This is a genomic window from Actinomyces israelii, assembly GCF_030253495.1.
GTDB classification, from domain to species: Bacteria; Actinomycetota; Actinomycetes; order Actinomycetales; family Actinomycetaceae; genus Actinomyces; species Actinomyces israelii.
Genome location: NZ_CP124548.1, coordinates 2682660 through 2701481 on the forward strand (window position 1 = coordinate 2682660; position 18822 = coordinate 2701481).

Annotated in this window: 16 protein-coding genes; 8 read left to right on the forward strand and 8 right to left on the reverse strand. The window is 73.7% G+C overall.

Annotated elements, in window-relative coordinates; translation table 11 throughout:
* Nucleotides 1–33: 33 nt before the first annotated feature.
* Nucleotides 34–495, reverse strand: coding sequence for a ribose-5-phosphate isomerase (locus tag AIF0345_RS11125; RefSeq protein ID WP_043562198.1), 462 nt, complete (start codon nucleotides 493–495; stop codon nucleotides 34–36).
* A gap of 85 nt (nucleotides 496–580) precedes the next feature.
* On the opposite strand from AIF0345_RS11125, the gene AIF0345_RS11130 reads away from it, so the two are divergent.
* The 4 genes from AIF0345_RS11130 (at nucleotide 581) to AIF0345_RS11145 (ending at nucleotide 6349) form a co-directional block, all read left to right on the forward strand.
* A complete protein-coding gene (locus AIF0345_RS11130) occupies nucleotides 581–2794 on the forward strand; it encodes a M13 family metallopeptidase (protein WP_285296186.1) in 2214 nt (737 codons plus the stop codon).
* A gap of 185 nt (nucleotides 2795–2979) precedes the next feature.
* On the forward strand, nucleotides 2980–4050 hold the full coding sequence (locus tag AIF0345_RS11135; protein ID WP_285296187.1) for a hypothetical protein: 1071 nt from the start codon (nucleotides 2980–2982) through the stop codon (nucleotides 4048–4050).
* A 20-nt stretch (nucleotides 4051–4070) separates the two neighbouring features.
* Complete coding sequence (locus AIF0345_RS11140; RefSeq protein WP_285296188.1) at nucleotides 4071–5132, forward strand: LCP family protein; 1062 nt, start codon at nucleotides 4071–4073, stop codon at nucleotides 5130–5132.
* Between the two features lie 266 nt (nucleotides 5133–5398).
* The gene (locus AIF0345_RS11145; RefSeq protein WP_285296189.1) at nucleotides 5399–6349 is read left to right on the forward strand and encodes a hypothetical protein; all 951 of its coding nucleotides are present in this window, start codon (nucleotides 5399–5401) and stop codon (nucleotides 6347–6349) included.
* A gap of 141 nt (nucleotides 6350–6490) precedes the next feature.
* Here AIF0345_RS11145 and AIF0345_RS11150 read toward each other — a convergent pair whose 3' ends face one another.
* Genes AIF0345_RS11150 through AIF0345_RS11170 form a run of 5 tightly spaced genes read right to left on the reverse strand, consistent with a single transcriptional unit; the run spans nucleotide 6491 to nucleotide 9916 of the window.
* The gene (locus tag AIF0345_RS11150; RefSeq protein ID WP_285296190.1) at nucleotides 6491–7309 is read right to left on the reverse strand and encodes a hypothetical protein; all 819 of its coding nucleotides are present in this window, start codon (nucleotides 7307–7309) and stop codon (nucleotides 6491–6493) included.
* Nucleotides 7302–8297, reverse strand: a complete 996-nt coding sequence (locus AIF0345_RS11155) for an ABC transporter ATP-binding protein (RefSeq protein WP_285296191.1) — start codon at nucleotides 8295–8297, stop codon at nucleotides 7302–7304. Before AIF0345_RS11155 ends, AIF0345_RS11150 begins: the two co-directional genes overlap by 8 nt.
* Nucleotides 8294–8617, reverse strand: coding sequence for a PLD nuclease N-terminal domain-containing protein (locus tag AIF0345_RS11160; RefSeq protein ID WP_285296192.1), 324 nt, complete (start codon nucleotides 8615–8617; stop codon nucleotides 8294–8296). The genes AIF0345_RS11155 and AIF0345_RS11160 overlap by 4 nt, the downstream gene beginning before the upstream one ends.
* A gap of 16 nt (nucleotides 8618–8633) precedes the next feature.
* On the reverse strand, nucleotides 8634–9560 hold the full coding sequence (locus tag AIF0345_RS11165) for a hypothetical protein (protein ID WP_285296193.1): 927 nt from the start codon (nucleotides 9558–9560) through the stop codon (nucleotides 8634–8636).
* Nucleotides 9557–9916, reverse strand: a complete 360-nt coding sequence (locus AIF0345_RS11170; RefSeq protein ID WP_285296194.1) for a PadR family transcriptional regulator — start codon at nucleotides 9914–9916, stop codon at nucleotides 9557–9559. Before AIF0345_RS11170 ends, AIF0345_RS11165 begins: the two co-directional genes overlap by 4 nt.
* A 368-nt stretch (nucleotides 9917–10284) precedes the next feature.
* On the opposite strand from AIF0345_RS11170, the gene pepN reads away from it, so the two are divergent.
* Entirely contained in the window at nucleotides 10285–12882 is a 2598-nt protein-coding gene (gene pepN, locus AIF0345_RS11175; protein ID WP_285296195.1) for an aminopeptidase N, read from the forward strand.
* A 64-nt stretch (nucleotides 12883–12946) separates the two neighbouring features.
* On the opposite strand, the gene AIF0345_RS11180 is transcribed toward pepN, so the two are convergent.
* Nucleotides 12947–14449: a PTS transporter subunit EIIC gene (locus AIF0345_RS11180; protein WP_268918320.1), complete on the reverse strand. Its 1503-nt coding sequence runs from the start codon at nucleotides 14447–14449 to the stop codon at nucleotides 12947–12949.
* Between the two features lie 365 nt (nucleotides 14450–14814).
* Between AIF0345_RS11180 and AIF0345_RS11185 the strand changes: the two genes are divergently transcribed.
* Genes AIF0345_RS11185 through AIF0345_RS11195 form a run of 3 tightly spaced genes read left to right on the forward strand, consistent with a single transcriptional unit; the run spans nucleotide 14815 to nucleotide 16417 of the window.
* On the forward strand, nucleotides 14815–15582 hold the full coding sequence (locus tag AIF0345_RS11185; protein ID WP_268918321.1) for a GntR family transcriptional regulator: 768 nt from the start codon (nucleotides 14815–14817) through the stop codon (nucleotides 15580–15582).
* Entirely contained in the window at nucleotides 15519–15959 is a 441-nt protein-coding gene (locus AIF0345_RS11190; protein WP_267489923.1) for a PTS glucose/sucrose transporter subunit IIB, read from the forward strand. The genes AIF0345_RS11185 and AIF0345_RS11190 overlap by 64 nt, the downstream gene beginning before the upstream one ends.
* Nucleotides 15956–16417, forward strand: coding sequence for a PTS sugar transporter subunit IIA (locus AIF0345_RS11195; protein WP_043562210.1), 462 nt, complete (start codon nucleotides 15956–15958; stop codon nucleotides 16415–16417). Before AIF0345_RS11190 ends, AIF0345_RS11195 begins: the two co-directional genes overlap by 4 nt.
* Nucleotides 16418–16441: 24 nt before the next feature.
* On the opposite strand, the gene malQ is transcribed toward AIF0345_RS11195, so the two are convergent.
* A complete protein-coding gene (gene malQ, locus AIF0345_RS11200) occupies nucleotides 16442–18598 on the reverse strand; it encodes a 4-alpha-glucanotransferase (RefSeq protein ID WP_268918323.1) in 2157 nt (718 codons plus the stop codon).
* Between the last annotated feature and the right edge of the window lie 224 nt (nucleotides 18599–18822).

Genomic DNA, 18822 nt, shown 5'->3' on the forward strand with positions numbered 1-18822 from the left:
TACCCGAGCGGCCCGGGCCGCCGGCTCCGCGGCTCAGGCCCCCTCGCGGCGGGTGCGCTCGTAGTCGCGCACCTGGTCGATCCGTCCCTGGTGGCGCGCGTCCCCGGAGAAGGACTCGGCGATAAAGGCGTCCAGGATCGTCATCGCCTCCTCGGCGGAGTGCTGGCGCACGCCGAAGCCGGCGACATTGGCGTCATTGTGCTGGCGGGCCAGGCGCGCGGTCTCCACGGACCACACGAGGGCGGCTCGCACGCCGTCGACCTTGTTGGCGGCGATCTGCTCGCCGTTGCCGGAGCCGCCCAGGACGACGCCGAGGCTGCCGGGGTCGGCGACGACTCCCTCGGCGCAGGCGAAGCAGAAGCCGGGGTAGTCGTCAGCGGGGTCGTACTCGTAGGAGCCGTGATCGACGACCTCGTGACCGGCCCGCCTCCAGTGGTCCCTCAGGAGGTTCTTGAGCTCGAATCCGGCGTGGTCGGTACCAATGTGAATACGCATACCCGGATTGTGCCTCACGCGAACAGCAGCGGACAGCGGGCTGACCGCACAGATGTGCGGGTAGCGCCCACGTTAGCGTGAGCTCATGACGACTGACTCCTCTCACTCCTCCGCACCGGCGACGCGCGCCCCCTCCGAGATCCCTGCGGCCCCCGAGGCCCCCGAGGGCTCCGAGGGCACCGAGGCCCCCGAGGGCTCTGTGCGCGGCGGCGTGCTGGAGACCGCGGCCGTCGACCCCGCCGTCCGCCCGCAGGACGACCTCTTCCGCCACGTCAACGGCGCCTGGCTCGCCACGGCGCAGATCCCCGCCGACCGCCCGGGCACCGGGGCCTTCCTGGTCCTGCGCGACGCGGCGGAGGCGGCCTGCCGGGACATCCTCGACGAGCTCGTCGCCCGGGCCGACTCGACGCCCGCCACCCCGGCAGGGCCGACCGGCTCAGCCGAGCCCGCTGCCCAGGCCGGGTCCGCGGCCAAGATCGCCTCCCTGTACACATCCTTCCTCGACGAGGAGCACATCGAGGAGCTGGGCGCTTCCCCGCTGGAGGTCGAGCTCGCCCCCGTCCTGGAGGCGGGCGACAAGGCGGCCCTGGCCCGCGCCCTGGGAGCGGGGATCGCCGCCGGCTTCTCAGGCCCGGTCGCCGTCGCCGTCGAGGTCGACCTCAACGACCCCGACCACTACACGACCTGGATGGGACAGTCCGGGCTCGGCCTGCCCGACGAGTCGTACTACCGTCAGGAGGAGCGCGCGAGCATCCGCGAGGCCTACACGACGCACGTCGCGCGCATGCTGGAGCTGGCGGGGCTGCCGCAGCGGCTCGGGGCGGACGCGTCCGGGCTGGCCGCCCGCGTCATGGGGGTGGAGACCGCCCTGGCCGCCGGGCACTGGGACCGCGTCGCCTGCCGCGACGTGGAGAAGATGAACAACCCGCGCACCTGGGCCGAGCTCGCCGGCTCGGCGCCGGCCTTCGAGTGGGAGGCCTGGCGCTCCGGGATCAACCGGGCCGCCGCGGGCGCGGGGGCGGACTCCACGGCGCTGCTGGAGCGCACGATCGTCAAGCAGCCCGACTACCTGGCCCACCTGGCGCGGGTGTGGCGGGACGCGGACCTGGAGGACCTGCGCGCGTGGGCGGCGTGGCACGTCGTCCACGGCCGCGCGCCCCTGCTCTCGCGGGCCTTCGTGGAGGAGAGCTTCGCCTTCTACTCGCGCACCCTCCAGGGCGTCGACCAGCTGCGGGCGCGGTGGAAGCGCGCCGTCGGCCTGGTCGAGAGCACCATGGGCGAGGCCCTGGGGGAGCTGTACGCGGCCAGGCACTTCCCGCCCGCCCACAAGGAGCGGATGGAGGCCCTGGTGGGCCGCCTCATCGAGGCCTACCGGGAGTCGATCTCCTCCCTGGAGTGGATGAGCCGGGCCACGCGCGAGCGCGCCCTGGACAAGCTCGCCATGTTCACCCCCAAGATCGGCTACCCGGACACCTGGCGCGACTACTCCGCGGTCGTCGTCACCCCCGGGGACGTCATCGCCTCGGTGCGCTCGGTCGAGGACTTCGAGCTGGCCCGCGCCCTGCGCAAGCTGGACGGCCCCGTGGACCGGGGCGAGTGGCACATGACGCCGCAGACGGTCAACGCCTACTACAGCCCGACGATGAACGAGATCGTCTTCCCCGCGGCGATCCTCCAGCCCCCCTTCTTCGACCCGGCCGCCGACGACGCCGTCAACTACGGCGGCATCGGCGCGGTGATCGGTCACGAGATCGGGCACGGCTTCGACGACCAGGGCTCGACCTTCGACGGCACCGGCAAGGTCGTCGACTGGTGGACCTCCGCGGACCGCGAGGCCTTCACGGCGCGGACCAGGGCGCTGATCGACCAGTTCGACGCCTACCGGCCGGCCCTGCTCGTGGCTCGGGCCGAGGCCGCGGGCAAGGACGCCTCCGAGGTCCCGCACGTCAACGGCGCGCTGACGATCGGGGAGAACATCGGGGACCTGGGGGGCCTGGGGATCGCGCTCAAGGCCTACCGGCTGGCGCTGTCCGAGGCGGGCATCGACTCCTTCGAGGACGCCCCCGTCATCGACTCCCTGAGCGCGCTGGAGCGCTTCTTCTTCTCCTGGGCGCGCATCTGGCGGGGCCGGAACCGCGACGACTACGCCGAGCTGCTGCTCGCCATCGACCCGCACTCGCCGGGCGAGTTCCGCTGCAACGGCATCGTGCGCAACGTGGACGCCTTCTACGAGGCCTTCGGCGTGGGCAGCGACGACGCCCTCTGGCTCGCCCCCGAGGAGCGAGTCAACATTTGGTGACTATTATCACAACTGCCCCACATTTCTGTTGTCTCTGTTGCCAATGTGACTACTGAGGCGTCCGTCTGTCTCGCATCGTGGACATTGTGGCCTTGTGCCCGCATTGCGGGTGCGAGAGAGTTGATTCCAGATCGGTGCGATGCACCGTGATGGACAACCCGACCCGACCACCCTCTGGAGGACTCATGCGTCTCGGACGCTTCGTCGCCACCATCGGTGCTACTGCCACCCTCGCGGTCGTCGGTACTGCCGTTTCCGCCCCCGCCCTCGCCGCCGAGGAGGACGGTTTTGTCACGGACGGCAAGTACACGGGCGTCGCCGACCCGAGCTCGACCCTGACCGTCTCCGGCACCGGCTGCACCGACCCCGCCGGCCACCCGACCAGCCTGACCTGGGCCATCGGCAACGAGGACTCCACGGCCGCCGGCACCGGCGAGGTCAAGGAGGACGGCTCGTGGACCGCGACCATCGACCTGGCGCAGGCGGTCCCCGCCGCCGGGCTGAAGGACCAGCAGAGGACCGGCCTCTCCTTCGCCTGCGTCGACTACAACACGAACACCCTCAAGACGCTCTCGCTGTCGCTCCAGCTGGACTCCTCCAAGCTCAGCGGCGAGTACAAGCTGATCAATCAGGCCGACGGCACCCAGACCATTGCGCTCGACGTCAAGGGCTTCGCCCCCGGCGAGGAGGTCACCTTCCGCGTCGCGCCGGAGAGCGCCTACCAGAGCGAGCAGGGCCCGGTCGAGGGCGACTTCCACGCCCTGGGCACTTTCAACGCCGACGACGGCGGCGCCGTCGCCCAGAGCTTCACCCCCCCGACCGATCTGCCCGACGGGAGGTACAAGGCGGGTGTCTTCGGCGCCGCCTACGGCGAGCACGCCTGGTTCGAGAACATCCTGGTCAAGGACGGCAAGATCTACACCGTCGACAAGGGCGACGGCGGCCAGGGAGACGGCGGCCAGGGAGACGGCGACCAGGACAACAACGGGGGCGGCTTGCCCGAGCCGACCGAGGCCGCTGAGGCCCCCTCGCAGACCGCCGCCCCCGCAGCCGGCGGAGACCCGGCCGACCCGCCGGCTGCGGGCAACCCCGCCCCGGCCAGTCCCGCCCCGGCCAAGCCCGCGGCGCCCGCGGCCCAGACTCCTTCGAGTTCGAGGCAGCTCGCCAAGACCGGGGCCGACCTCGGCGCCGCGCTCGTCGGCGCCGGCCTCCTGGCCAGCGGCGCCGTCCTCCTGGCCTCCCGCCGCAAGGCCTGAGTGCCGCTAGTGTGCAGGCGATGACGCGCTCCGACTCACCTGCACACCGCACAGCCCCCGCCCGGGTGCGCGCAGCCCTCGCCGCTGCGCGCACCCGGGCGTCCGCGTTCGGGCGGCGCCGCCCGCTGGCGGCCGCCACCGCCCTGGTGCTCACCCTGACGCTGGTCCTCGTCCTGGGCGACATCGGCCTCATGAGCGCCAGGCTCCGCAGCACCGACATCCGCATGCCGCGCGCGACCGCCGAGGCAGGCGCTCCCGACGCGGAGACCTGGCTGCTCATCGGCACCGACTCGCGCGAGGACCTTCCCGAGGGCCCCGACCGCTACGGCACCGTGGAGGACACCGGAGAAGGCTCTCGCGCCGACGTGCTGGCCCTCGTGCAGCCCGGCAAGGCCGGGCTCACCGTCCTCACCCTGCCCCGGGACCTCACCATCGGCCCGACCTTCTTCACCAGCCAGAGGCTCGCCACCTCCTACCTCGACGGCGCGCAGAACACGATCGACCTGCTGTGCACCCAGCTCGGCATCACCACCACCCACCTGGTCACGGTCGACATGGCCCAGTTCGCCTCCATCATCGACTCCCTGGGGGGCCTGGAGGTCACGATCGACGAGCCCTTCCGGGACACCAACGCGGGCCTCGACATCGCCCAGGCGGGCCCTCAGACCCTGTCCGGCGTCGACGCGCTCGCCCTGGTCCGCTCCCGCCACCCCGAGGTCTACCGCGACGGCGCCTGGGTCGCCCTGTCCGAGACCGAGGGCGCGCACCGCCGCACCCGGTACTCCGGCGTCGTCATGAAGGCCCTGATCGACGCCGTGCGCGAGCGCGCCGGCAGCCCCCTGGCCGCGCACCAGCTGGTCTGGACGCTGACCGGCAACCTCGGGGTCGACGACCGCACCGGCCTGCTCGACCTCGCATCCCTGGGCGCCACCGCCGCCCGGAGCGGCGCCGACGCCGTCACGCTCGTCGATGTGCCCGCGCCCACGCGGGGGAGCTCCTTTATCGCCTTCCCCACCGAGGACACCTACGCAGTCCTCGCCGAGCACGGCTACGCGCCCGGCGCCTGCGCCCCGGCGGGCTGAGGGGCCCGGGCCCGGATCACCCCGGCGGGGCCGGCGGAGACCGTGGACGCGAACAGGGTGGGGAGCAGTCCCCATACAACCCGGTGCAGTCGTGACCAGGGATATCTGAAGTGACGCATGGGAGTCATGTGACAGCAAAATTCAGGGCACGGTCCTGGCAGGCGCTGTTAAAGCCTTGTAAATACCCTGCGTCAGGTGAAACACTGCGTAGCGGGCAGACAACATCCCCGACGCCCTCACTGACTCCCAGCTATTTGGAGGACTCCATGCGTTTTGGACGCTCCCTTGCCACCGTCGGCGCCACCGCCCTGGTCGCGGTCGGCGCCCTCGCAAGCCCCGCCGCTGCCGACGACGGGTCGGGCTTCGGCATCGACGACAGCTACGCCGGCCGCTACGCCTCCGGCCAGTCCGCGGCCGTCTCCGGCGTCGGCTGCAACCCGGTCAACGGCAACCGCTCCGCCCTCGTCTGGGGCCTCACCCGGGACGGCGTCGCCATCGAGGGCGCCAACGGCGCCGAGGCCGCCAATGCCGACGGCACCTGGAAGACCACCATCGACCTGCCGGCCATTGCCGCCGGCGCCGGCCTGAAGGACCCGTCGGCGCTCCGCCTGGGCGTTGCGTGCGTGGACTACAACGGCAACGTGGCGGGCACCGCCGAGGTGCCCCTGTACATCGACTCCACCGCCGTGGACGGCACCGCCACGATCGTCTCCTCGGACACCGACAGCGACGGCAAGTACGACACCCAGACCTTCGAGATCAACCTCACCGGCTTCACCCCGGGTGAGACCGTGAAGTTCTTCGTGACCGACGAGAACGGCAGCTCCGTCAAGGACATTCGAGAGGTCACCGCCGACGCCGAGGGCCGCTTCACCTACAACGGCCCCGTCCCCACCGACCTTCCTGACGGCAAGTACCGCATCGTGATCTGGAACGCCACCTACGACGAGGGCTTCATCAGCGAGGCCATCCAGGTGACGGGCGGCTGGTGGCAGGTCAAGGACGGGGCCATCCCCTCCGACCCGAACAACCCGACCCCCACCGCCGACCCGAGCGCCGCCGCTGACCCGGCGACCGACGGCGACCCGGGTGCCACCGCCCCGACCGCCCCGAAGTCCGGCCTGGCCAAGACCGGTGCGGGCCTCGGCGCCGCCGTCGTCGCCGCCGGCCTGCTCGCCGCGGGCGGCGTCCTCCTGGCCTACCGCCGCCGGGCCTGACCGGCGCCCCCTCTCCCGGCGGTGCTGCGGGCGGTCCCGCCCGCGGACACCCCGCTGAGGACCCGATCATCGAACCGCCCGGGTGCCCACGAGACCGTGCGCACCCGGGCGGCCGCATCCACCGCCCGCCCCCGCCGTCGCTCACAGCTCGGCGCGGCGCAGGAGGAGCACGGCCCCCGCCACGAGGAGCACCACGGCTGCGCCTCCCGTCCACACGGGCCCCCAGGACAGAGCGTCCCAGGAGGAGGCCAGCGAGGAGGCCATGGGGGCCAGGCCCAGGGGGCTCCAGCGGGCCAGGGGCTCCCACACGGCGGCGGTCGGCCCCAGCAGCGAGAGCACCACCCCCACGGCGGCGGGCAGCACGGTGGCCCGCGAGCAGGCCGAGACCAGGAGGGTCAGGCCGAGGGTGACCAGCGCGCCCAGGCCCCACAGGGCGGCGGCCGCGGCGCCGCGTCCCGCCTCCGGCCCGGTGACCCCCTCGAAGAGGGCCGCTGTCACCGCCGCGCAGGCGAGCGCGCTCAGCAGGACCGCCAGCGCTGCGCTCAGGCTCACCGCCACCGCCTTGGCCAGGACGTAGACGCTGCGGCCCCGCGGGCCCTGCCCGGCCAGCTCGGCCGGCGCCACGCCGCTGCCTCGCTCCCCCGCGATCGCCGAGGCGGCCACGACGACCAGGGCCACGAGCAGGAGCGAGGAGGCGTTCTTGACCCACTGGGCCCAGGCGTCGGCCACGACCGGGGGCGGGACGGCGCCCGCGGCGACCTCGCCCAGGGTGCCGGCCAGGAGCTCGGGCATGAGCCGGGCCACCACGGGAGAGCCGACCCCGGTCACCAGGGCCGCTCCGAGCAGGACCGGGCCGCGCCAGGTCCGCCTCACGCCGGTCAGCTCGATGCGGACGAGCTCGGTGAAGGCGTCGAGGAGACCCGCGCCACGGCCCCGGGCCCGCCCACTCATGTCACTCATGGTCCGCTCCCCGCCTCGCGCCGTCCGTCCTGGTGCCGTCCGTCTCGGCGGGGCGCTCGGGCGGCGCGCTCCCCACGGCTCGCAGGAAGGCCTCCTCCAGGCCGTGGCGGGTGGAGCCCAGGCGGACCAGCCCGCACCCCGCCCGGTCCACGACGCCCGCGAGCGCGTGGTGCGCGGCCTGCGGGTCCCGCGTGCGGATGCGGACACGGGTGTCCGCGCACTCGACGGCCTGCACCCAGGGCTGCCGCTCCAGGAGCGCGGCCAGGGGCGCGGCGTCGTCCACGGCCTCGATCTCCATGCTGGTGGCCCGCGCCCCGGCGACGAGCTCCGCCGTCGTCCCGGTCAGGAGCAGGCGCCCGCGGTCGATGATGGCGACGTCGTCGCAGACCCGCTCGGCGTCGTCGAGCAGGTGGGTGGACAGGAGGATGGTGGTGCGCCCGCGCAGGGCGGCGATGAGATCGAGGACCTCTTTGCGCCCCACGGGGTCGAGGGCGGAGGTCGGCTCGTCCAGAATGAGCAGGCGCGGGGCGGTCACGAGGGCCCGGGCCAGGCCGAGGCGCTGACGCATGCCGCGGGAGTAGGCGCCGACCGGCTGGTCCACGCCCCGCAGGCCCGCCAGCTCCAGGAGGGTGGCGCTGCGGCGCCGCAGCGCCGCGCCCCGCAGGCCCATCATGCGTCCGGCGTGGGCGAGGACCTCGTCGGCCCTCATCCAGGGGCGGAAGCCGGGGACGTCGGGCAGGTAGCCGACCAGACCGGGGGCGAGGGCCCCGCCGGCGTCGCGGCCCAGGATCCGCACGCTCCCGCCGGTGGGGCGGGCCAGGCCCAGGATCATGCGGATGGTCGTGGTCTTGCCCGCGCCGTTGCGGCCCAGGAAGCCGAAGACTCCGCCCTCGGGGACGCGCAGGTCCAGGTGGTCCACGACTGCGCGGTCCTTGTAGCGCTTGGTCAGGCCCCGGGTGGCCAGGGCCGTGAAGACGGCGGGGCTCACCGCCGGTCGTCTCCGTAGAGGGCGGCGACGACGTCGGCCGTCCCCGCGCCCGCTGCCGGGCGCTCACCCGGCGGGGGCTCCGTGACGGGAGCGGGACGGCGCCCGGCGGCGAGGAAGGCGACCGGGCCGATGAAGGAGAGCGCGACGACGAGGACCAGCCAGACCCAGCGGTTGGCGCTCAGGCGCTCGGCGGGCGTGCGCCACCAGCGCCACAGGGCTACGGCCGCCAGCCCCAGCTCGACGACGGCGAGGGCGGCGAGCACTACGAGCACAGGGCCGCTCGGCGGGTCTGCGACGGCGGACGGGAACGCGGATGACATGAGGGCTCCTCTCGGGTCAGTGGACGGTTGGCTGAGTGCGGTTCTGCGCGCGCACGGCGCGGCGCACGGCGACGCGCAGGGCCAGGACGGCGGCCCCTCCCGCCAGGACGGCGCTGGCCGCCACCGCGCCCGCCTGCGCGAGGCGGGAGACGGGCGCCGAGGGGCCCGGGCTGCGCTGGAGCGCCCCGGCGGCGCCGACGCCGGTCAGGAGCAGGGAGGTGACGGCGTGCCCGAGGCGCTGGGGCAGGGGCGCGCCGCGCAGGACGTCGGTCGCGCCCAGGGCGGTGGCGACGAGCACGGGCGGCAGGAGGGCGGCGGCCCGCCCCCTGCCGTTCGTCGGGCCCACCGCCGGGTCACCGCCGCTGCGCCCCGCCCGCGGTGCGCCCGCAGCGGCGACGCCCAGGGCGAGCAGGGCGGGAGCCGCGCTCAGGGCCGCGGTCTGGGCGGGGCCGAGGTTCAGGTCGTCGTCGAGGTCGTCGGGGTGGGCCAGGCCCGCCCGCACGGCCAGCGCCCCGAGGTTGAGGTCCCAGCCGATCCCGTAGGCGCGGGGCACCAGGACGGGGTCGGCGGGCGAGAAGCTCCGGGCGGCGCGCTCGGACAGCCCTCGCGGGCTGAGGGCGACGGGCACGCCGAGCACACGGCGCACCGGACGACACGGCCTCCCGGAGGGCTCGTCGGCCTGGTCGCCGGCGGCGCCGATGAGGGCGTCGGCGTAGTGGTCGGCGGGGCCGTGGGCGGCCAGAGCCGCCTCCTGCCCCTGAGCGGCCGCGGCCTCGTGCAGGGAGGCGGCGAGCTCGGCCAGGTCCTCCTCGAGGGCGGGCGCGGCATCCCCGAGGCGGGCGCGAACCCGAGCGACGTAGTCGGCCAGCGGGTCCGCCGCCTCGGCGCCAGGAGCGCCTGCACGGGATGCCCGCTGGTGCTGGTTGCGCAGTGCGGCAGTCATGACTGCACGTCCTTTCCGGCGGGGTCCTTCAGGACGTCCGCCATGTCCGAGACCAGGGCCCGCCAGGTGGCGCGCTGCTCGCTGAGGCGGCCGGCGCCGTCGGGCGTGAGGCGGTAGTAGCGGCGGGGAGGGCCGGCGGGCGACTCCCGCCAGGCCGTCTCGACGATCCCCTGCCGGCGCAGGCGGGACAGGAGCGGGTAGATGGTGCCCTGAGGCGCGGCGAGGGCGGGGCGGGCGGCGAGCCGACCGACGAGGGCGCCCCCGTAGACGCCGTCGGGCTCGGAGCGGGCGATGAGCGCCAGGACGGCGAGCTCCAGGGCTCCCTTGCGGAGCTGGGACTCCCGAGGACGCGCCATAGTCGATCTCCTTACCTTGCGACACCCGCTAGTGTGCATTACAAGCCATGCGGCGTCAACGCGTCGATGGTGGCCCCGTGAGGCGTGGGCGGGCCGCGGCGGGGCGGGCCGCGCGCCCCCAGCAGAGAACCGTGCGACCGCCGGCCCCGACGGACCGATCTCGAGCCGGAACCGGACCGATCTCGACGGAGGGGACGGGCACCGTGGGGCCCATCGGCCGGCGGGACCCCGTCCCGCCGCACCCACCGCGAGTCGCCGCCGCGCGAGATGAGAGGATGGCGCCCGATGTCCGCCGCGCCGTCATCATCAGCGCCACCGCGGACCGGCGGCCCCGCCGCCCGCCCGTTCCACCACATCAAGGAGCACTTATGCCCGGTCAGAACCTGACCCGCGAGGAGGCGAGCGCCCGCGCCGGCCTCGTCACCGCCACGAGCTACGACATCGCCCTGGATCTCAGCGGCGCCGCCGACCCGGCGCAGGAGACCTTCCGATCCACGACGACGGCGCGCTTCTCGGCCGCCTCGACCGGCCCCGGCGCAGTCACCTTCATCGACCTGATCGCCCCGCGGGTGCGCTCGATCGTCCTCAACGGCCGTGAGCTCGACCCGGCCGAGGCCTACGTCGACTCCCGCATCGTGCTGGCCGACCTGGCCGCCGACAACGAGCTCACCGTCGTCGCCGACTGCGCCTACATGCACACCGGGGAGGGACTGCACCGCTTCACCGACCCGGCGGACTGCGAGACCTACCTGTACACCCAGTTCGAGGTGCCCGACGCCCGCCGCGTCTTCGCCGTCTTCGAGCAGCCCGACATCAAGGCCTCCTTCGCCTTCACGGTGAGCGTGCCCGAGGGCTGGACCGTCCTGTCCAACTCCCCCACTCCCGAGCCGAGGGCCGTCGGCGGCGCGAGCGTCTTCGACTTCGCCCCCACCGAGCCGATCAGCTCCTACATCACGGCGATCGTCGCCGGCCCCTACCGGGGCGCCACCGACGAGTACCGGGCGGCCGACGGGCGCGTCGTCCCGCTGGGCGTCTACTGCCGCGCCTCGCTGGCCGCCCACATGGACGCGGGCGAGATCCTGGAGATGACCCGCAAGGGCTTCGCCTACTACGAGGAGCTCTTCGGCACCCCCTACGCCTTCGCCAAGTACGACCAGGTCTTCGTACCGGAGTTCAACGCGGGAGCCATGGAGAACGCCGGGTGCGTCACCCACCGCGACGACTACGTCTTCCGCTCCCGGCCCGTCGAGGCGCGCGTGGAACGCCGGGCCGTCACCATCCTCCACGAGCTCGCCCACATGTGGTTCGGAGACATGGTGACCATGAAGTGGTGGAACGACCTGTGGCTCAATGAGTCCTTCGCCGAGTACACCTCCACGCTCGCCGTGGCCGAGACCACGCGCTTCACCGACGCCTGGACCACCTTCCAGACCATTGAGAAGGGCTGGGCCTACAACCAGGACCAGCTCTCCTCCACCCACCCGGTGGCCGCCGAGATCAACGACCTGCACGACGTGGAGGTGAACTTCGACGGCATCACCTACGCCAAGGGCGCCTCCGTCCTGGCGGCCCTGGTGGGCTACGTGGGCCGGGAGAGCTTCTTCAAGGGCATTAAGAGCTACCTGGCCGCCCACGCCTACGCCAACGCCACCCTGGCCGACCTGCTGGCCGAGCTGGAGGCCACCAGCGGCCGCGACCTGGGCGCGTGGACGCGGGTGTGGCTCCAGGAGGCGGGCGTGACCACGCTGCGCATGGCCGTGGAGACCGACGCCGACGGCGTCATCACCTCCGCCGCCGTCCTCCAGGAGATCCCCGCCGGTTCGCTGGCCACCCTGCGCCCGCACCGCGTGGCCATCGGCTCCTACACGCTGACCGGCCGGGGCGAGCGGGCCCGCCTGGAGCGCACCGGCCGCGTCGAGCTCGACGTCGACGGGGCGAGCACGCCGGTGCCCGGGCTCGTCGGGACGCGCCGCGCCGACGTCCTCGTCCTCAACGACGACGACCTCACCTACGCCAAGGTGCGCCTGGACGAGGACTCGCTGGCCACGGGCCTGGAGAGGGTGGACGCCTTCGCCGAGTCGCTGCCCCGCTCGGTGCTGCTGGCCTCCGCGTGGGACCTGGTGCGCGACGGCGAGCTGCCGGCGTCCCGCTTCCTGGCTGCGGCGCTCGCCGCGCTGCGAGTGGAGACCCACTCCTCGGTCGTCCAGGGCCTGCTGAGCCGGGTCACCACCTGCCTGAGCCACTACCTGCCCCAGGCGGACCGCGCGCCGGCCGCCTCGGCGACGGCGGAGACGCTGCTCGCCCTCGCCCGCGCCGCCGAGGCCGGCGGCGACGCCCAGCTCCAGCTGGTGCGCGCCGTCGCCGAGCACGCCGTGACCGAGGAGCAGACCGCGGCGGTGGCCGCCTGGCTCGACGGCTCGGAGCCTCTCGAGGGGCTCGTCGTCGACCAGGACCTGCGCTGGGAGCTGCTCATCGGCCTGGTGGCCGCGGGCCGGGCGGGCGAGGCCGAGATCGCCGCCGAGGAGGGCCGGGACCGGACGACGACGGGCCGCGAGCGCGCCGCCCAGGCGCGGGCCTGCGTCCCGACGCCCGAGGCCAAGGCCGCCGCCTGGCGCAGGCTCGTGGAGGACTCCTCCATGCCCAACGAGACCCAGGTCAAGATGCTGCGCGGATTCCGCAGCGTCGAGCGCAACCCGGAGCTGCTCGCGCCCTTCGTCCAGGAGTACGTCCGCCAGGCGGACGCCATCTGGGACACGCGCACCTTCCACATGGCCGACAACCTGCTCACCGCGCTGTGGTCCCCGGCCACGGTCGGCCTGGAGGGAGCGGACCCGATCGGCGCCCTGGAGGGCTGGCTGGCCTCCCACCGGGAGGCGCCCGCGGCCCTCCGCCGGATCATCTCGGAGAACCTCGACAACACCCGCCGGGTGGCCGGTGCGCAGGCCTGCGAGACCGCCGCGCACTGAGGACCCGCACCCCCGCCCGCCGGGGCCCGGCGCTCCACGAGCGCCGGGCCCCGGCGCGTGCGCGCTACTTCTTCGCGGCCCCTGCGCTCCCGGCGCTCTTCTCACTCTCCGCGGCCTGGGCGCCCGGCGCCTCCTTGGCGCCGGCCCTGCCGGGCCTCCCGGCGACGGCGGCCTGGGCGTCCTTGAAGGCGTCGGCGTCGTCGTCCTCGCGGCCGGGCGTCCTGAAGCCGAACCGCGTAATGAGGAAGCGGAACAGGAAGTAGTAGATGACGGCGTATACCAGGCCGATCAGGACCAGCAGGACCGGGCCGGCGAGGGCGCCGCCGGACAGCTCGGCGGACTTGCCGAAGTTGATGAGGTAGTCGATGCCGCCGGCGGAGAAGGAGAAGCCGTCCTTGATGCCCAGGGCGTTGACCAGGGCCAGCGCGGTGCCCGTGAGCACCGCGTGGACCAGGTAGAGCGGGAAGGCGACGTAGGCGAAGGCGTACTCCAGGGGCTCGGTGATGCCGGTGAGGAAGGCCGTCAGCGCCACCGAGATCATGAGGGCGCCGGTGGCCCTGCGCCTGGAGGGCCTGGCCGTGCGCCACATGGCCAGGGCGGCCGCGGGCAGGGCGAACATCATGATCGGGAAGAAGCCCGTCATGAAGGTCCCGGTCCAGGTGTTGGTCCCCTCCACGCCGGAGAAGAAGCAGGTCAGGTCGCCGTGGGCGGTCTGACCGGTGGCGGTGGTGCAGTCGCCGAGCTGGAACCACGGGATGGAGTTGACCAGGTGGTGCAGGCCGAGGGGGATGAGCAGGCGGTTGACGGTGCCGAAGACGAAGGCGGCCAGGGCGGCGCCGGCGCCGCCCTGGGTGCCGGCGCGCATGAGCCAGCCGCCGACCTGCTCGTTGATGAGCCAGTTGAAGGCGGGGTAGAGGGCACCCATGACAATGGCGATGCCGACGGCGGCCACCGAGGTCACGATCGGCACGAAGCGGCGGCCGCCGAAGAAGGCCAGCCAGTCGGGCAGCTTGATCCGGTAGAACCGCTGCCACAGCAGCGCAGCGGTCAGGCCGATAATGATGCCGCCGAGCACGCCGTAGTTGATGGGGGTCTGGGTGGGCAGCTCGCAGACGCTCACGCCCTGGTTCCAGGGGCCGACCTGGGCGATGGCGTCCGACGCCGGGTCGAAGCCGTGGAGGCAGTCGAGCTGCTCCTGGGTGGGGGCGGGCGGCTTGCCCATGACCAGGGGCGCCATGACCCACAGGACGCCCTGGTACACCAGGTAGCCGAACAGTCCCGCCACTGCGGTGGACCCGTCGGACCTCCGGGCGAAGCCGACGGCCACGCCCACCGCGAAGATGAGGGCGAGGTTGCTGAAGACGGCGTTGCCGGCGGCCAGGAGCACGTCGGCGACCGGCTGCACCCAGCTCAGGTGCCCGGCGACGCCGTCCGCGCCGAGCATGTCGGCCTGCCCGAGGCGCAGCAGGAGGCCGGCGGCGGGCAGCGTCGCAATGGGCAGCATGAGGGAGCGCCCGAGCCGCTGGGCGGCTGCGAAGGCACCGCCCGACTTCTTCTTGTCAGACACGATGATCTCCAGTCTCGGGATGGCGGGGCGGCTGTGCCCCGCAGGGGGATCCGTCGCTCGCGGAAGCGACGCGGCCAGTCGCGCTCAGGCCGAACACGTCTGGACCAGTGGGTCCAGCAAAGTCCCGCGGGCGCCGGAAGTCAAGCGACGATCAAGCCAAAATTCGGGGAGCAGCTACGAGACCATCCACCACTGTGGAGCAGCACCGGTCCGCACCAGCTGCGGAGCCGTCCGCGAAACGGGCGGAAGGCGCCCCCGCGAAACACCACCGGGCCGCTGCCGAGAGGGCACAATGGCCCGTGTCCGGCGCCCACTGGCGGGCCGCCCGACTCCGCCCGGTTCCCGATCGACCTGTAAGTACCGCCATGCCCACCACGCCCAACGAGCCCGGCTCACCGACCCCCGCGAAGTACGTCGTCGTGCGCGACCATCTTCTCGAGCTCATCGCCCAGGGCCTCGCTCCGGGGGCCTCTGTGCCCTCCGAGCGCGAGCTGTGCGAGAGCTTCGGCGTGTCCCGCATGACCGTGCGCCAGGCGATCGACACCCTCGTCGTCGACGGCGTGCTGGAGCGCCAGCAGGGGCGCGGCACCTTCGTCGCGCCGCCCAAGCTCGACCTGCAGGTGCGGCTGACCTCCTTCTCCGAGGAGATGAGGCGGCGCGGCATGGAGCCGGGCGCCGTCTTCCTGACCGCCGAGACGGCCCCCGCCGACGCCGCCGTCGCCGAGGCGCTGGAGATCGGCGCCGGGGACGAGGTCCACCATCTGCATCGCCTGCTGACCGCGGACTCCGTCCCCATGGCGATCGAGGAGAGCTGGGTCCCGGCCGGCCTCCTGCCGGACCTGCTCGAGGGGCCCCTGCCCTTCTCCGTCTACGCCGAGCTGACCGAGCGGGGACTGGCCCCGCAGTGGGGCGAGGACGTGATCGAGGGACGGGCCGCCACCGCCGACGAGGCGGTCCTGCTCGGCGTGGCCGAGCGGGCCCCGTCCCTGGACATCACCCGGCGGACCTTCCACGACCATCTCGCCGTGGACTACTCGCGCACCCTGTACCGGGCCGACCGCTACACGCTGTGGGTGCCGGTCGCGGCGCCCGGTCCGCGCCGTCGTCGCCCCCGTCCCGCCCGGGACGCCTGAGACCGGGCCGGGATGGACATGCCGCCGAAGTCGAGTACGATAACCAGTGGTATGGACCACCGGCACGGGGTCCTGCCGGGCGACGGCGCCCGCCGGTCACCGCCCTCACCGCTGCCCGGCTGCGGCCGGCCGATCCAGGAGGACACATGTCCCAGGCCCAGAGCATCGTCGACGCCCTCGGGGGGCTCGACAACATTGTCGAGATCGAGCCCTGCATCACCCGTCTGCGGTGCGAGCTGGACGACGCCTCGATCGTCGACGAGGCCGGCCTCAGGGCCGCCGGCGCCCACGGCGTGCTCGCGCTCGGCAACAACGTCCAGGTCGTCGTCGGCCCCAACGCGGACGCCATCGCCGAGGACATCGAGGACCTGCGGTGATCCTGACCGTCCGGGCGCCCCTGTCCGGGACGGTCGTCGCCATCGAGGACGTTCCCGACCCGGTCTTCTCGGGCAGGCTCGTCGGGCCGGGCCTGGCCATCGACCCCGACCGCGAGGCGGGCGCCCCCGTCACCGCGGTCGCGCCGATCTCGGGCACCCTGTCCAAGATCCACCCGCACGCCTACGTCGTCGTCGCCCCCGGGGGGCGCGGCGTGCTCGTCCACCTCGGTCTGGACACGGTCCAGCTGGGCGGGAGGGGCTTCACGCTCCACGCCGCCGAGGGCGACCCGGTCGCCGTGGGCGACCCGGTCGTGACCTGGTCGCCCGCGGATGTCGAGGCCGGCGGACGCAGCCCGATCGTCCCGGTGGTCGCCCTCGACGCCGAGGAGGGGGCGCTCACGACGGCCCGCGCCGGCCAGACCCTGGCCAGCGGCGCCGTGGCCTGCACCTGGTCCTGACGGCGCCCCGGCCGGACCCGCGGGTCAGCGCCTCATCTCGTCGCGGACGGCCGCCAGCAGGCTGGCGAGCCGCATGTTGCCCGGCAGGTCCTCGAGCAGGACGGGGCTGCCCGAGCCGTCGGCGAGCGGGATCCTCCAGTTCGGGTACTCCTGGTCGGTGCCCGGCTGGTTCTGGGCGCGCCGCTCGCCGACGCCGTCGACGAGGGCCACGCCGACCAGCGCGGAGGGCGTGCGCACCACGTAGCGGTGCAGGGCCTCGACGATCTCGCGCTCGGAGGGGTCGTCGCCCAGCAGCCCGTGCTCGCGCAGCCGCGTGAGCATCCTCTCGCGCTCCAGGCGGGCCTCGGCGCGGACCTGCTCGGCGGGCTCGGTGAGCAGCCCCAGCCTCTCGCGCAGGGCCACGTGCTCATCAGCGAGGTAACCGGCGGTGGGGGGCAGGTCGTGGGTGTTGACGGTGGACAGGGCCAGGCGCCGGTAGGCGGCGGGCTGCAGCGGCCAGCCGTCGTGCTGCTTCTCGAACCACAGCACCGAGGTGCCGAGCACACCGCGGCTGGCGAGGTAGTCGCGCGCCCAGGGCTCGACGGTGCCCAGGTCCTCGCCGATGATGACGGCGCCGGCGCGGTGGGCCTCGAGCAGGGCGACGCCGACCATGGCCTCGTGGTCGTAGCGGACGTAGGCGCCCTGATCCGCCCCCATGCCCTGGGGGATCCACCACAGGCGGAACAGCCCGACGACGTGGTCCACGCGCAGCGCGCCGGCGTGGCGCAGCACCGTGCGCACCATGTCGCGCAGCGGCGCATAGGCGGTCTGCGCCAGGTGGGCGGGGCTCCACGGCGGCTGGGACCAGTTCTGGCCGAGCTGGTTGTACATGTCCGGCGGGGCGCCGACCTCGATGCCCGGGGCGAAGGAGTCCGGGTCGCTCCACACGTCGGCCCCGTAGGGGTGGACGCCGACGGCCAGGTCGTCCATGACCCCCAGGCTCATGCCCGAGGCCTTGGCCTCGGCCTGTGCACGGCCCAGCTGCTCGTCGACGATCCACTGCAGCCACGCGTAGAAGTCGATGCGCTCGGTCAGGGTGCGGGCCTCGTTGGCGACGAAGGCGCTCGAGGCGTCCCTGAGGGTCTCGGGCCAGTCCTTGAGCTCGCCGTACTTCTCGGTCAGGGCGCACCACAGGGCGAACCGCTCCAGGCCCCTGCCCCGCTCGGCGCGGAAGCGCTCGAAGTCGCGCTGGCGGGACCGGGAGCGGCCGGCGGCGAAGATGACCTCGAGGGCCTCGCGCTTGGCCTTCCAGACGGCGTCGCGATCAATGGGATCCGCGCTGAGGTTGGCCGGCGAGACCTCCTCGAAGGCCCACTGGACCAGGGAGCGGCGGGGCCCGGACAGGCGGGCGACCTCCCCGATCGCCTCGGGGCGGATGTAGATGGGGTTGACGAAGCGCCTGGTCACCGGCAGGTAGGGCGACGGCGTCATGCGGCCGGCGGGCTCCGCGGCGTGCAGCGGGTTGATCAGGAGGAAGTCGGCGCCCTCGTCCCCCAGGAAGCTCACCAGCTCGGTGAGGTCGTCGGCGTCGCCGATCCCCCATGAGCCCTGGGAGCGCACGGAGTACAGCTGCGCCATGGCGCCCCAGCCCCGCAGGCCCAGGGCCGCCGGCAGCTCCAGGCGGTCCGGGGTGACGGCCAGGGGCGCCCGGGCCGAGAACGCCTCGCGGGCCGGGCAGGCGTCGATGTCGGCGACAAGGGTGTGCCATCCCAGGGGGAGGTCGGCCGGCAGGGCGAAGCAGGCCCTGCCGGTCAGGGCGCCGTCGACGTCGTGCGGCAGCGTCCACTCGTCGGTCTGGGACAGCTGGCGCCTGCCGCCGCCCTCCAGCTCCACGCGCACCCGCACCGCGGCGCCGTCGGGCAGGTGGACGGGCACGGAGGTCGAGGCGCCGGACCGGGAGACGACGACCCGGGGCAGCGTGAGCCTCCAGGGGGTGAGCTCGACATCCTTCAGGGAGGCCTCGACGTCCTCGTCGGTGCCGGCCTTGACGCCCAGGGCCGCCAGGACGGCGACGAGCGTGGCGCGGGAGGGCGCGGCGAGATTGCCGCGATAGTCCCAGTACTCGGTGGAGACTCCGTGTGCTTCGGCGAGCTGCTTCAGGCGTTCGCCCGCGGGCTCGGATGCGGCGATGGACTCGGTCATGGCGTGGATTCAGCCTCGTTGGTCGGTCGCGTGGGTGCGAGGGTGGCCCCTGTCGGGATGGTGCGGCGGATGACGCCCCGCCCGACCGTTCCAGTGCGGCTGTGCGACAGAACGATCGGGCGGCGGCTATCCGTTGCAGCAAGCGTTTCACAGGTGCCCGCGCAATGCCAGTCCCGGTTGGTCCCGGCGTGCACGCGGCGCCCGCTGCCGCGCCGGGAGGCCGG